Source organism: Citrobacter sp. VF227 (genome assembly GCF_052950715.1).
Genome location: NZ_JBRFVF010000003.1, coordinates 108,955 through 122,110, shown reverse-complemented (window position 1 = coordinate 122,110; position 13,156 = coordinate 108,955). Strand labels below are relative to the sequence as shown.

At 50.7% G+C, this 13,156-nt stretch carries 13 protein-coding genes; 10 read left to right on the top strand and 3 right to left on the bottom strand.

Going from position 1 to position 13,156, the window contains the following annotated elements; genetic code table 11:
- Nucleotides 1-5: 5 nt before the first annotated feature.
- Nucleotides 6-1,061, bottom strand: coding sequence for a LacI family DNA-binding transcriptional regulator (locus tag ACU8YC_RS12935; protein WP_151224479.1), 1,056 nt, complete (start codon nucleotides 1,059-1,061; stop codon nucleotides 6-8).
- 190 nt (nucleotides 1,062-1,251) lie between these two features.
- Between ACU8YC_RS12935 and ACU8YC_RS12930 the strand changes: the two genes are divergently transcribed.
- From ACU8YC_RS12930 to ACU8YC_RS12900, 7 genes are all read left to right on the top strand, one after another.
- Nucleotides 1,252-2,406 (top strand): Gfo/Idh/MocA family protein, encoded by a 1,155-nt coding sequence (locus ACU8YC_RS12930; protein ID WP_187253623.1) that lies wholly within the window; start codon nucleotides 1,252-1,254, stop codon nucleotides 2,404-2,406.
- A gap of 16 nt (nucleotides 2,407-2,422) precedes the next feature.
- The gene (locus ACU8YC_RS12925) at nucleotides 2,423-3,607 is read left to right on the top strand and encodes a Gfo/Idh/MocA family protein (protein WP_151224477.1); all 1,185 of its coding nucleotides are present in this window, start codon (nucleotides 2,423-2,425) and stop codon (nucleotides 3,605-3,607) included.
- A complete protein-coding gene (locus ACU8YC_RS12920) occupies nucleotides 3,604-4,671 on the top strand; it encodes a Gfo/Idh/MocA family protein (RefSeq protein WP_446895412.1) in 1,068 nt (355 codons plus the stop codon). The genes ACU8YC_RS12925 and ACU8YC_RS12920 overlap by 4 nt, the downstream gene beginning before the upstream one ends.
- 11 nt (nucleotides 4,672-4,682) lie before the next feature.
- A complete protein-coding gene (locus ACU8YC_RS12915; protein ID WP_151217397.1) occupies nucleotides 4,683-5,705 on the top strand; it encodes a Gfo/Idh/MocA family protein in 1,023 nt (340 codons plus the stop codon).
- Between the two features lie 80 nt (nucleotides 5,706-5,785).
- Nucleotides 5,786-7,330, top strand: a complete 1,545-nt coding sequence (locus ACU8YC_RS12910; RefSeq protein WP_414078303.1) for an MFS transporter — start codon at nucleotides 5,786-5,788, stop codon at nucleotides 7,328-7,330.
- A gap of 10 nt (nucleotides 7,331-7,340) precedes the next feature.
- A complete protein-coding gene (locus ACU8YC_RS12905; protein WP_446895411.1) occupies nucleotides 7,341-8,411 on the top strand; it encodes a 1,4-beta-xylanase in 1,071 nt (356 codons plus the stop codon).
- Nucleotides 8,412-8,569: 158 nt separating this feature from the next.
- The gene (locus tag ACU8YC_RS12900) at nucleotides 8,570-9,910 is read left to right on the top strand and encodes a hemolysin family protein (protein WP_151217392.1); all 1,341 of its coding nucleotides are present in this window, start codon (nucleotides 8,570-8,572) and stop codon (nucleotides 9,908-9,910) included.
- A 67-nt stretch (nucleotides 9,911-9,977) separates the two neighbouring features.
- Here the strand turns inward: ACU8YC_RS12900 and ACU8YC_RS12895 are convergent, their stop codons facing one another.
- Together ACU8YC_RS12895 and ACU8YC_RS12890 are read right to left on the bottom strand one after the other, a co-directional pair.
- Entirely contained in the window at nucleotides 9,978-10,184 is a 207-nt protein-coding gene (locus ACU8YC_RS12895; protein WP_003025710.1) for a DUF1107 domain-containing protein, read from the bottom strand.
- Nucleotides 10,185-10,337: 153 nt separating this feature from the next.
- Complete coding sequence (locus tag ACU8YC_RS12890) at nucleotides 10,338-10,511, bottom strand: hypothetical protein (protein ID WP_187253619.1); 174 nt, start codon at nucleotides 10,509-10,511, stop codon at nucleotides 10,338-10,340.
- Between ACU8YC_RS12890 and ACU8YC_RS12885 the strand changes: the two genes are divergently transcribed.
- From ACU8YC_RS12885 to ACU8YC_RS12875, 3 genes are all read left to right on the top strand, one after another.
- A complete protein-coding gene (locus tag ACU8YC_RS12885) occupies nucleotides 10,510-11,067 on the top strand; it encodes a YtfJ family protein (RefSeq protein WP_071696498.1) in 558 nt (185 codons plus the stop codon). The genes ACU8YC_RS12890 and ACU8YC_RS12885 overlap by 2 nt on opposite strands.
- A gap of 119 nt (nucleotides 11,068-11,186) precedes the next feature.
- Nucleotides 11,187-12,080 (top strand): TIGR04222 domain-containing membrane protein, encoded by an 894-nt coding sequence (locus ACU8YC_RS12880; protein WP_446895410.1) that lies wholly within the window; start codon nucleotides 11,187-11,189, stop codon nucleotides 12,078-12,080.
- Between the two features lie 6 nt (nucleotides 12,081-12,086).
- On the top strand, nucleotides 12,087-13,139 hold the full coding sequence (locus ACU8YC_RS12875; RefSeq protein ID WP_087879117.1) for a radical SAM/SPASM domain-containing protein: 1,053 nt from the start codon (nucleotides 12,087-12,089) through the stop codon (nucleotides 13,137-13,139).
- The last annotated feature ends 17 nt before the right edge of the window (nucleotides 13,140-13,156 follow it).

Here is a 13,156-nt window from a genome sequence, read left to right as displayed (position 1 = left end):
CTCGATTAACGAGATACCGTCACCCGCGCGGCATGGCGCGTTGCGTGGGTCACGGTGCCTCGATCCGTCACTTTTCCTTTCAGTAACAGGTTAAACACCGGCGCAGAGGGGCGATTAAGACGGTTCTGCAGCAAATGCACCGCTTCCACGCCCAACGCCCGACATGGAATAGTGATACTGGTTACTGCTGCAACGATATGCGCGTCCAGTTCCTGAACATCCGTCGTCATCAGCGACAACTCACCGGGTATCTCCACGCCAATGTTTTCCAGTACCCGCCTGATGCCCGTCGACATTGATGCCCCGGCGCAGAAAATAACTTCCGGCCACGCTTCACGGGGCGTCTCACGTAGCCAGTTGTCCATCGCCCGGTCTGATTCCTCCTCAGAAAAGCCCTCCGTTACCAGCAGATCGCGCCCGGCATCAAACGGTATTTGATACTGTCGGTAGACCTCCTTGATGCCCTCCAGACGCCAATACATCGTTTCCCGGCGCAGGCTGGTGACATGGAGAATACGCCGGTGCCCCTGATCAAAAAGATATTGCACAGCACGGTTGCCAATCGCCCGATGATCAGGGGATACCGCATCCAGTAACCCTTCTTTGTCCTGAGAATTAATCAACACGCAGGGTTTATCCAACAGTTGCGCCAGTTTATGCACAGTTGGGTCATCAATGCCGATAAGAATAATCGCATTAATATTCTTATTGTTGGCCTTTTCCTGAAAGACCTTGATGTCCGCACGCTGCTCATCCAGTCCGCAGTAACTCAGGTAGACATCATGCGGCGCTATCGCCTCGGCAATACCGCGCGTCACTTCGAGGTAAAATGCATCGCCACGAGCGGTAAAGGTGCGCAACGGGGCGAAAACAGCAATGCCGTTGATCAACAGTCGTCCGCTGGACAACGAGTCCAGAACCCCCAGTCCGCGCGCGCAACTGACAATCGCCTCACGTGCTTTATCACTGGTGTATGACTTTCCGCTAAGCACCCTCGACACCGTACTCACCGAGTACCCCGTCAGAGCAGCAATTTCGTCCATTTTTAGCTTGCCAGACATTCTGTGACCTCACTCGCAATCAATCTTTGCAATTTTTTGCAAACGTAGTTCATTGACTCTAAAACACTTTTTCAATGACTGAACAAACTTCTTTTTCATCCTGCAACCGTTCTCACAAAATCACATTGTCGATATTCCAGGCGTTTCTTATGTTCCGCATATCCCTTATTTCTGACGAAAAAGGCACGACATGAAAAAAATACGCTTTGGCATTATTGGGGTTGGCAACATTGGTACCGTCCACGCACGCTACCTGCTGGCCGGAACGGTACAAGAAGCCGTGCTCGCCGCAGTGTGCGATAACAATCCGGATAAACATCCGGCGATCCGCCGGCTGGTCGGCGAAGAGGTGAGATTGTTCAGCGATGCGCGAGAGATGCTGGAAAGTGGGCTGATCGATGCCGTGATCGTCGCCACGCCGCATTATGACCATCCGGGTTTATCGATGATGGCCATGCGTCTTGGTATTCATACGCTATGTGAGAAGCCCGCAGGGGTCTACACCGCGCAGGTACAAGAGATGAACGCCTGCGCGCGCGAATGCAATGTGGTGTTCAGCATGATGTACAACCAGCGCCCCAATCCGCTGTATCAGAAAGTCAAAGATCTGATCGACAGCGGCGAACTCGGCGAGCTGCGTCGATCTAACTGGATCATTACCAACTGGTATCGTTCACAAAGCTATTACAACTCCGGCGGGTGGCGCGCGACCTGGAAAGGTGAAGGCGGCGGCGTGCTGCTGAATCAGGACCCGCACCAACTCGATTTATGGCAATGGCTGGTCGGCATGCCGGTACGCTTGCGCGCTTTTTGCCAGTTTGGCAAGCATCGTCAGATTGAAGTCGAAGATGACGTCACGGCCTACGCAGAATACGCCAACGGCGCAACCGGGGTGTTCATCACCACCGTCGCCGAAACGCCTGGCACAAACCGCCTCGAAATTGTCGGCAGCAGGGGAAAGGTGGTGGTAGAAGAAGGTCGCCTGCGCTTCTGGCGACTGCGTGAATCCGAAACCGACTTCAACGCCCGCTGGCAAAACGGTTTTGGTGAGCCGGAATGCTGGGAAGTGACCATCCCTACCGAACCGGAATGCAGCGAGCACTATGTCATTACCCGCAATTTTACCGCCGCGATCCTACACGATGAGCCGCTGATCGCCCCCGGTCTGGAAGGCATTCGCGGCCTGACGCTTTCCAATGCGATGCACCTCTCTACCTGGACAGATGACTGGGTAGAGCTGCCGATTGACGAGCAACGTTACTTCCAGCTGTTACAGGAACGTATCGCCTCTTCAGTGGAAAAAAATATGGCTAGCCGCACGCTGGACGCTTCCGGTAGCTGGTAACGCGCAGGAGAAAATCATGCTGAACATTGCAATTGTCGGTACCGGGAATATCTCCCACAACCACATTCAGGGCTATTTACAGTTCGCGGATCGTTGTCGGATTGTCGCGTTGGTCGATATCTACCCGGAGAAAGCAGAGGAAAAGAAATCACGCTATGGCCTGAGCGAAGCGCAAGTCTTCCGCAGCCATCAGGCGATGCTGAACGCGGGCATTGCGGTGGATGTGGTCGATGTCTGTACGCCGCCGTACGTACATGCAGCCATCAGCATTGATGCGCTGCACGCCGGAAAACACGTGCTGTGCGAAAAGCCGATGGCCGCCTCGCTCGAAGAGTGCGATGCCATGATCGCCGCGCAAAAGAGCAGCGGAAAGACCTTATCGATCATCGCGCAAAATCGCTTTACTGATGCCTTCTGGCGTCTAAAAACGGTGGTTGATTCCGGGCTGGCGGGCAAGATTTGCCATGCGCAGGTGGATTCATTCTGGTGGCGCGGACACTGCTATTACGATTTGTGGTGGCGCGGCACGTGGCAGAAAGAAGGCGGCGGCTGCACGCTGAATCACGCGGTGCACCACATTGATGCCATTCAATGGATACTGGGTTTCCCAGCCGAAGTGGTCGCAATGATGACCAACGTCGCCCACGACAATGCCGAAGTAGAGGATCTTAGTGCGGCTATTTTCAAATACCCACACGGGGCACTGACGCAGTTGACCGCCTCGGTTGTGCATCACGGTGAAGATCAGAAAATGGTTATTCAGGGCGAAAAGGCGCGAATTTCTGCACCGTGGCAAGTGCATGCCAGCCAGTCGGCGGACAACGGCTTTCCGCAACCGGAAAATAACGGCGAACTGGAACAGCGTCTGGATGCGCTTTTTCACGCGACGCCAGCGCTGCAATGGACGCTGCATACCGGGCAAATCGACAACCTGCTTAGCGCCATCGAACGACAAACCCGTCCGCTGGTCGATGGCGAACAGGGCAAACGTTCGCTGGAACTGATCACCGCTATCTATAAATCCGCCATCACCCGCGCGGTGGTGACGCTACCCATCCACCACACCGATGCGTTTTATCGCACCGGCGGCCTGATTGAAATCGCCCCGCATTTCTATGAGAAATCCGCCTCCGTGAACAATTTTACGGAAGTGGGCGCCATCCCTCTGGGTAAAGACTTAGATTCAGGAGTTAAACCATGAACAAACAAGATGGAATGAACTACGCCCCTATCGGGAAGCCTCAACCGGTCGTGAAGCCTGGCGAGTTTGTCATTGCCGCCGCCACGCTCGACCACGGCCATATCTACGGCATGTGCAACGGGTTGATTGAAGCAGGCGCCACGCTGAAATGGGTTTACGATCCCGATCCGCACAAAATCGATCAATTTTTGCAGCATTATCCCCAGGCGCAGGTGGCCGATTCGCTCGAGACTATCCTGAACGATCGCGAGGTCCGGCTGGTTGCCGGGGCAGCTATTCCGTCTGAGCGTTGTCCGCTGGGGCTAAAGGTAATGGCGGCTGGGAAAGACTACTTCACTGACAAGGCTCCGTTAACCACGCTTGCACAACTGGAAGACGCCAAAGCGATGGTGGCGAAAACCGGACACAAATACGCAGTCTATTACAGCGAGCGTCTGCACGTTGAAAGCGCTGTCTTTGCTGGTCAGCTCATTCAGCAAGGGGCGATTGGGCGCGTGATGCAAACTCTGGGTACCGGTCCGCATCGCGAAGGCGACGGACGCCCGGACTGGTTTTATGACAAACGCTACTTTGGCGGCATTCTGTGCGACATCGGTAGCCATCAAATCGAACAATTCCTGTTTTATACCGGCAACCGCGAGGCACACGTCGTCGCCAGCCAGGTGCGTAACGTTAATCATCCGCAGTACTCGCAGTTTGAAGATTTTGGCGATGCCATGCTGGCGGGCGACAACGGTGCAACTGGCTACTTCCGCTGCGACTGGTTCACGCCGCAGGGGCTCAGTAGCTGGGGGGATGGCCGCCTGACGTTACTGGGTACCGAAGGTTACATTGAGATCCGCAAGTATGTGGATATCACCCGGGGCGAACAGGACGTGGTGTATCTGGTGAATAAAGAAGGAGAATTTCGTTTCCCGGTCGCGGGAAAAGTCGGTTTCCCGTTCTTCGGTGAATTCATTCTCGACTGTCTGAATCGCACGGAAAACGCCATGACTCAGGCCCACGCCTTTAAAGCCGCAGAGCTGTGCGTGAAGGCGCAAATGCTGGCGAATGCCCGCACATAACCGGAGGTGACATGACAACAATCAATGCCGCCATCATCGGCGCGGGGGCGATTCACCGCAGCCACGTTAACGCCCTCCGGCTTTTGCCGGGGGTCACGCTGCGTGCGCTGGTCGATATTGATAGTGCCAACGGTTTGCAACAGGCCATGGCGTATAACTGCCGCTATTACCAGAATTACCGTGAAATGCTGCTGGATAATGACATCGACGTCGTCCATATCTGTACACCTCATTTCGAGCACAAAAACATGATTACCGCCGCGCTTGCCGCCGGGAAACATGTGTTTTGCGAAAAACCGGTGGGGTTGAATTGCACAGAAGTTGCGGACATCGCTAACGCAGCGGCGTCTGCCCAAGGCTTGCTGGGCGTGTGTTATCAAAATCGACTCAATCCAACCAGCTTACGTATCCGCGACGAACTGGCGAAAAATACGCTGGGTAAAATGTTAAGCATTAAAGCGGTTTTGACCTGGTCACGCTCTAAAGCGTATTACAGCGAAAGCCCGTGGCGTGGACGTTTTGTCAGCGAAGGCGGCAGTTTACTGATCAACCAGGCTATTCACACTCTCGATCTGATGCAGTGGTTCGCCGGCGGTGTGACACGTTTAAAAGGTGTGGTGGATAGCGGCGAACTGGCAGACGTTACCGAAGCCGAAGACAGCGCGATGGCAACTCTGCACTTTGCCAACGGCGCCCGTGGTCTGTTTTATGCCAGTAACTGCAACACCCTCGATTCACCGCTACAGCTGGAGATTCATTGCGAACACGGCATGCTGCAGCTCACGGATAACACCCTCTGGCGCGTTACAACGGATCGTCGCCTGAAGCTGGATTGCGACGGTTCTCCGGACGGTCACAGTAAAAGTTACTGGGGCCTGGGCCACCAGCAGGCCATTCGTCAGTTTTATCATGCTATTACTCATGGAGGTCAAACGGAATATATCAATATTAATGACGCCCGCAAATCACTGGCGATGGTCGATGCTATTTATCATTCGTCTAAAACCCGACAATGGATAACCATTAATAATTAAAATTAACCTAACGCTACAGAATTAAATAACATCAGCCGGATAATACCGGAGTACAAATACCCTACATACTGGAAAATATTATGGTCAAACCAACTGAACGCAGAGTCAGTTATGGTGTAGCGATCGGCTATGGCATTACTGATTTATTTGGCGGCGGTGCTTTCGCCATTATCGGAACCTGGCTTTTATTTTTTTATACCACCTACTGCGGTTTAAGCGTGCTGGAAGCAGGCTCAATATTTGCTATTGCCCGCGTAATTGATGCCGTACTCAGTCCAATTATGGGTTACATCACCGATAACTTTGGCAACACGTGGCTGGGTCGACGATTTGGCCGCCGTCGCTTCTTTTTATTACTTAGTTCTCCTTTAATGTTTCTCTATGCCCTGCTGTGGCTGACCGACATGGGTTACTGGTATTACCTGGGAACCTATCTGTCAATTGAGCTGCTGTCAGCGATGGTGCTGGTGCCGTGGGAAACCCTCGCCGCAGAGATGACCAATCGCTACGAAGAACGCAGTCGCCTCTCCGGTGTGCGCATGATCTGCTCGCAGTTGGGCGGATTTCTTGCCGTCTCGGTACCCGGCATCCTGATGCAGTTCACCGGCAAAGATAATCCCTTTACCTATACGCTAACCGGGCTGATTTTTTCCGCCGTGTTCTGTCTTGCCGTGTTTATAACCTGGCGATGTACATGGGAAGCCAAAGACGTTCAGGAAGAGACATTTCAGGCTGACTTGCAACGAAATAGCGGTCTACTGAATCACCTTAAATATTTAGTACTCGATCTGTTTTCGGCATTCCGCATTCGGGCATTTCGCCTGCATATCATTATTTATATTTTCTCATTTACCGCCATGGATGTATTCGGCTCGGTTTTCACCTATTACGTGGTGTATTGTTTAAGCCAGGATGCAGCCTCCGTTTCTGGCTGGTTAAGTATTGCCGCCATTGCTTCAGTGTTTGGCACCTATGGATTTATGCTATTACTGAACAAACTCAATATCACCCCGTCAGCGGCACTACGTCTTTCTTACACCTGTATATTTAGCGTACTACTATTTTTATTTATTATTTATTACACTGAAACCCAAGTATCCAATATTCTGTTCTCGGCGGTATTTATTCTACTCGGTATGGCGCGTTCCGGTCTTTACTATATCCCATGGAATATCTACAGCTTTATTCCTGATATCGACGAAATGGTTACCCAACAGCGCCGAGAAGGGATTTTTGCAGGTGTTATGGTACTCACCCGCAAAAGTACCGTGGCAATCGCTATTTTGCTTATCGGCATGGTGCTGGAAGAGTCTGGCTTTATAAAAGGCAGCGGCGCACAGCCAGCAAGCGCGCTTCACGCCATAATCGGATTGATGATCTTTGCTACCTCGGCACTGCTGGCGGTGAGTTTCTACACCACCTACAAATTCAAACTCACCCGCGAAACGCACAAAGTCCTGCTTAAAGAGATCGCCCGCCGCAAGCTGGGTGGCAACTACCGCGACTGCGATGAAGAAACTCGGATGGTGATCAAACAACTCACTGGCTACGAGTACGATGAAGTTTGGGGTGGCAGCGCTACGCAACGTGCGATGGGGCGCGTCAGTCTCTCAGATGCAGAATAAGGAGCGCATCATGTATAACCCATGGAACAAAGCACGGGCGCAAAGCTGGTATCAACAGCAACCCTGGGGCTGCGGTTTTAATTACTTACCGCGCACCGCGGTTAACTGGCTCGAAATGTGGCAAGCAGAGAGTTTCGATAGCAACACTATCGATCAGGAACTCGGCTGGGCCAGCCTGTATGGTTATAACCAGCTACGAACAAATTTACCGTTTACCGTCTGGCAGCATGACCGTGACGGCCTTCTCGGGCGCATCGACCTCTTCCTGAGCATTGCCCATAGCCACGGTATAAAAGTGATGCTGACGCTGCTCGACGACTGCGCTTTTTCTGGTGATGAGCCCGTTATCGGTCAGCAAAAACCGCCGGTTCCCGGCATTCACAACAGCCAGGCGGCGGGTAGCCCTGGGCGCGCCTGCGTGCTGGATCGACGCTGTTGGCCGCAAATTGAAGCTTACGTGAGAGATGTCATCCGTTACTTTCGCCATGACTCGCGCATCAGCGTCTGGGATTTATATAATGAGCCAGGCAACGGCGGGATTTTTTGTCATACTGGCGAATTTGCCCGCTATGATGACAGGCTGGAAATCTACGCCTTAACCCTGATGACCCATCTGTTTAACTGGGCCCGACAGGAGTCACCCTCTCAACCGTTGACCGTAGCAGCCTGGCATATTGACGATCGCGCGGCGTGCGGGAGTGCGTTTACGCATCCTGTTGATATAGCGGCTCTGCGACTTTCCGATGTGATTAGCTACCATGCCTATGTCGATACCCCTGGCCAGCTGTCTCTTCTGTCACAGTTGGCCGAATTTGGCAGGCCGCTTTTTTGTACCGAGTGGCTGGCACGCCATGTCGATAGCCGAATAGAAGAACAGCTGCCGCTATTTCGCGCCCAGCGCGTTTCCAGCTTTCACTGGGGGCTGGTACAGGGGAAAACGCAAACCTGGTTACCGTGGCCGGATATCCCGCGGAACGAGACGACGGCGCAGCTATGGTTCCACGATGTGCTGAAGTCGGATGGTTCGCCTTATAGCGAAAAAGAGATGCAGATGGTGCGCAGGCTTAACGCCGCAGGATAAGGCCAAAAAAGCTCCTCTGGCGACTTTACAGTACCTTACGCTATACTAGCTTCTGAAATTACCGGTCCACTCCCTTCGGACCGGTTTTCAATGTGTATTTCACACGGATTTATCAATTTATCCCTTCCGAGGATCTGGCCTTAACGGTCGGATAAGATATGTTAAACAGTATTTTAGTCATTCTCTGCCTGATCGCCGTGAGTGCGTTTTTCTCGATATCAGAGATCTCGCTTGCTGCATCACGCAAAATCAAACTTAAACTGCTTGCCGATGAAGGCAGCGTGAACGCACAGCGTGTTTTGAAGATGCAGGAAAACCCCGGCATGTTTTTTACCGTCGTGCAAATCGGCCTTAACGCGGTCGCTATTCTCGGCGGTATAGTCGGTGATGCGGCATTCTCCCCGGCTTTTCACAGCCTGTTCTCAAAATACTTCGCCCCAGAGCTGTCCGAGCAGTTAAGCTTTATTCTGTCGTTCTCGCTGGTTACTGGCCTGTTCATCCTGTTCGCGGATTTAACCCCGAAACGCATCGGTATGATTGCGCCAGAAGCTGTGGCTTTGCGTATCATCAACCCGATGCGCTTCTGCCTGCTGGTCTTCCGCCCGCTGGTGTGGTTCTTCAACGGTCTGGCAAATAACATTTTCCGCCTGTTTAAGATCCCGATGGTGCGTAAAGACGATATCACTTCGGACGACATTTACGCCGTGGTCGAAGCCGGTGCGCTGGCAGGTGTTTTGCGTAAGCAGGAACATGAGCTGATTGAAAACGTGTTCGAACTGGAATCGCGTACCGTACCGTCTTCTATGACCTCCCGCGAGAATATTATCTGGTTCGATCTCCACGAAGATGAGCAAAGCCTGAAGAACAAGGTGGCGGAACATCCGCACTCCAAGTTCCTGGTGTGTAACGAAGATATCGACCACATCATTGGCTATGTTGATTCAAAGGATCTCCTCAACCGCGTACTGGCGAATCAAAGCATGGCGCTGAACAGCGGCGTACAGATTCGCAATACGTTGATTGTTCCGGATACATTGACGCTCTCGGAAGCGCTGGAAAGCTTCAAAACCGCAGGCGAAGATTTTGCCGTCATCATGAACGAGTACGCGCTGGTGGTGGGAATTATCACGCTCAATGACGTGATGACCACGCTGATGGGCGATTTAGTTGGCCAGGGTCTGGAAGAGCAGATTGTGGCGCGTGATGAAAACTCATGGTTAGTTGATGGCGGTACGCCGATTGATGACGTTATGCGCGTACTGGATATCGACGAGTTTCCGCAGTCCGGCAACTATGAAACCATCGGCGGCTTTATGATGTTCATGCTGCGTAAAATCCCGAAACGCACCGACTCGGTGAAGTATTCTGGCTACAAATTTGAAGTGGTGGATATCGATAACTACAAGATCGATCAGTTGTTGGTAACGCGACTGGACAGCAAACCTACCGTTCTGGTACCAAAGCTGCCGGATGCAAAAGAAGAGGCAAAGGCGTCTTAACGCCTGACAAAAACATCAACGGCTCCCATCCAGGAGCCGTTTTTTTAACTACCGCATAGCAATTTGATCAAGCCATCTCAGTTTGCAGACGCAAGACCTGACGGTTAACTTCGGACATCACGGAAAAATGCAGTTTGTCCTTCACTTTTGGGATAAGAATCTTACCCTTATCAAATTCAAAAGCGCCTACATCCTTGATATATAACCGTCCACGAAACAGGATCTTCACGTACTTCGCCACCTGCAGCGGGTTGTATCGTTGGAAAATTTTCATTGTTGTCTCCTGCTGAGCATTACGCCTTAGCGGTACCACAATCGGTCCGACAATCCTCAGGCGCAAATTTTAATGCCCTATGACTATAGACTATCTCGTTGATGTTTCCAGCGTGTATAAGTTTATTTACCTTCAAGTTACAATTATTCAGAATTATCTTTTCAACGCTTCGTTGTCTTCAGTATAAGCCTTCATTTTTCGCAGGATTTGTGCGCCCGTCCGCAAACTGGCATCGCGCTTGCGGGAAAAAGCAGCAATCGCACATATGATTAAATTCCAGACCCAAGTGGTCGGATCACCTGCAAACAAAGAAAAAGGAAAATCCATGACCTTACGAAAACTGTTGGCGCTGTCGTTTCTGCTGCTGCCGATGATTGCCTCCGCACATAAGTTTGAGACTGACCAACGCGTACCACCGGTGGGGATCGCCGATCGCGGCGAACTGATTCTCGATAATGATAAGTTTAGCTACAAAAGCTGGAATAGCGCGCAACTGCCCGGCAAAGTCCGTATTGTGCAGCACATCGCCGGGCGCACCTCCGCCAAAGAGAAAAATGCTACGTTGATCGAGGCCATCAAAGCGGCCAATTTACCGCACGATAAATACCAGACCACTACGATCGTCAACACCGATGACGCCATCCCAGGCTCCGGAATGTTTGTGCGCAGCAGTCTGGAGAGTAATAAGAAGCTCTACCCGTGGTCGCAATTCATTGTCGACAGCAATGGCATTGCGCGTAAAGCCTGGCAACTTGATGAAGAGAGTTCAGCAATTGTCGTACTCGACAAGGACGGACGCGTGCAGTGGGCAAAAGATGGCGCATTAACGCAGGAAGAGGTGCAGCAGGTGATTGCCCTGCTGCACAAATTGCTCTCACAATAAATAAATTTCATACATACTGTCCTTTATTCCTCTTTCTCCGCCAATAACTGGCGGAGAAAGAAACTGCGTGATATAACCCTGACCAACAAACAGCATTAAATCACTAAGGATTAATCATCATGACATGGAGTCTGGGAGCTAACCCAATTATTTCACTGAGTGGCGGTCACTTTTTACTTTTCTATTACACAATAATCATAACATCGCGATATTTTCTTATTTTATATAAGAAAAGTTTACATAAAAAACAATCCCAATCCTTAAATGTCAATGAAGACCCATTTTTTATCGCATGGCTAAAAGATCCCACAATGGGGATCACCAACATGGTGATGGGACCACTGCTTGATGAAGGCTACATTATCAGAAAAAATGATCAACATTATCAAATAACTAAAAAGAAAAAAACGAACACCATGATCTATGAAAGACACATACTTGCATACTTCAGGAAGCCAAAGAGCTTATTCAGGATAAACAAAGTGTTCACTGGGAAAGATGAAAGTCATCTTAAAAAAGCAGAGAGCATGTGTTTGGTTTATAGTAAAAAAGATAAACATAAAATAATAAAGAGACATAGAATATGTTTATTATCACTAATAGCACTTGGTTTATATAAACTCATAATTGCCATGAATACAGGACACGCTAATATTGGCTATCTCATCTTAACCATATTTGTTGTTGTCCCTGTCGTATTTGCCAGCAGAATAAATATGAATGCCGTCACTCTTACCCCCTGTGGACAAGAGTACATTCGGCTTTATCATGACACGTTATTAAACGTCACGAACAAAAATCTGCAGCAGGAATGGTTAAGTAAAGTGCTTATCGGCAGCGCTGCTATCACGGGTCTTTATACCGCACAGGTTGCAGCTTCAGATTATGATAATAACAGTTTTATTCACGACACTAGCGGTAGCAGTGGTTGTGGCGGAAGTAGCTGTAGCGGCAGTAGTTGTAGCGGTAGTAGCTGCGGAGGAAGTGGATGTGGTGGATGCGGCGGTGATTAATCAAAAATGGTAGCGAATTTTCGTCCCCAACATTTAACAGTCCAGTGGCACATCACGGATAGCTGCAATTTACGCTGTCAGCATTGTTATCAACCCGGGTATGAGGGGAAACGCAATTCGCTCGCTGAACTCAAGGAAATAGCCGAGCAAATATTGCATTTCCACCAGCAACTGGCGGGGCCCTCGCCCTTACCTTTTTTGCTCACGCTAACTGGCGGTGAACCCTTCGCTCATCCAGACTTCATCAAATTACTTCAGTTTCTGGATGAGCATCTGCAGCGCCCGAACATCGCCATCCTCACAAACGGGACGCTACTCACCGAAACGCGTTTAAAACTTATCGCCCCAATACGCCTGGCTTTTATTCAGTTAAGCGTGGACGGAGATAGCAGCATCCATGACGAAATCCGCGGCACTGGCAATTTCTCTCGCGTACTGGAGACAACAAAACGGTTAAAAGCTGAAGGCCGACGTGTGCTCTGGTCTTTTACGGCACACAAAAAAAACATCAGAAGTTTTGCCACTGTTGCAAATATGGCCAGACGCTATGCGGTAGACCGTCTATGGTTCGATCGTCTGATCCCTTGTCGCGACAACATACCCGACATTTTGGATCAAGCAGAAACTCAGGATTTCTTTCAATTTGCGGCACAGATTAAAAAGAAAATAGAACGTCCCAGTTTTATGCATCGTTTTTTAAAACCTCAGAGCAAAACTGAAATCTCAATGCTGCGCGCGTTACAATTTCAGCATCATGAATCCGCACCTTATCGCTGCCAGGCAGGAGCAGGGTTAATCACCATCATGCCCAATGCCGACGTGTATCCTTGTCGTCGTTTGCCCGTTGCAGTAGGGAATATGCTGCAGACACCGCTAACAGAGATATATCAAAACGCGCCTCTTTTTCGTCAATTGCGCGAATTCACCTGGCCCGCAGCCTGCGGTAAATGCCTTTTTAAAACGCAATGCCGTGGCGGCCTTCGATGTCTGGCATGGGCAGTTAATCATGACGCTTTCACCGCCGATCCTGGCTGCCAGTTCGCTGCCCTATCAGAATGAAAAGAATGGAAGAGGTG

Excerpts from the sequence above, each read along its gene's own strand:
- ACU8YC_RS12935 (WP_151224479.1), bottom strand. The coding sequence starts at position 1,061 with ATGTCTGGCAAGCTAAAAATGGACGAAATTGCTGCTCTGACGGGGTAC.
- ACU8YC_RS12930 (WP_187253623.1), top strand. The coding sequence starts at position 1,252 with ATGAAAAAAATACGCTTTGGCATTATTGGGGTTGGCAACATTGGTACC.
- ACU8YC_RS12925 (WP_151224477.1), top strand. The coding sequence starts at position 2,423 with ATGCTGAACATTGCAATTGTCGGTACCGGGAATATCTCCCACAACCAC.
- ACU8YC_RS12920 (WP_446895412.1), top strand. The coding sequence starts at position 3,604 with ATGAACAAACAAGATGGAATGAACTACGCCCCTATCGGGAAGCCTCAA.
- ACU8YC_RS12915 (WP_151217397.1), top strand. The coding sequence starts at position 4,683 with ATGACAACAATCAATGCCGCCATCATCGGCGCGGGGGCGATTCACCGC.
- ACU8YC_RS12910 (WP_414078303.1), top strand. The coding sequence starts at position 5,786 with ATGGTCAAACCAACTGAACGCAGAGTCAGTTATGGTGTAGCGATCGGC.
- ACU8YC_RS12905 (WP_446895411.1), top strand. The coding sequence starts at position 7,341 with ATGTATAACCCATGGAACAAAGCACGGGCGCAAAGCTGGTATCAACAG.
- ACU8YC_RS12900 (WP_151217392.1), top strand. The coding sequence starts at position 8,570 with ATGTTAAACAGTATTTTAGTCATTCTCTGCCTGATCGCCGTGAGTGCG.
- ACU8YC_RS12895 (WP_003025710.1), bottom strand. The coding sequence starts at position 10,184 with ATGAAAATTTTCCAACGATACAACCCGCTGCAGGTGGCGAAGTACGTG.
- ACU8YC_RS12885 (WP_071696498.1), top strand. The coding sequence starts at position 10,510 with ATGACCTTACGAAAACTGTTGGCGCTGTCGTTTCTGCTGCTGCCGATG.
- ACU8YC_RS12890 (WP_187253619.1), bottom strand. The coding sequence starts at position 10,511 with ATGGATTTTCCTTTTTCTTTGTTTGCAGGTGATCCGACCACTTGGGTC.
- ACU8YC_RS12880 (WP_446895410.1), top strand. The coding sequence starts at position 11,187 with ATGACATGGAGTCTGGGAGCTAACCCAATTATTTCACTGAGTGGCGGT.
- ACU8YC_RS12875 (WP_087879117.1), top strand. The coding sequence starts at position 12,087 with ATGGTAGCGAATTTTCGTCCCCAACATTTAACAGTCCAGTGGCACATC.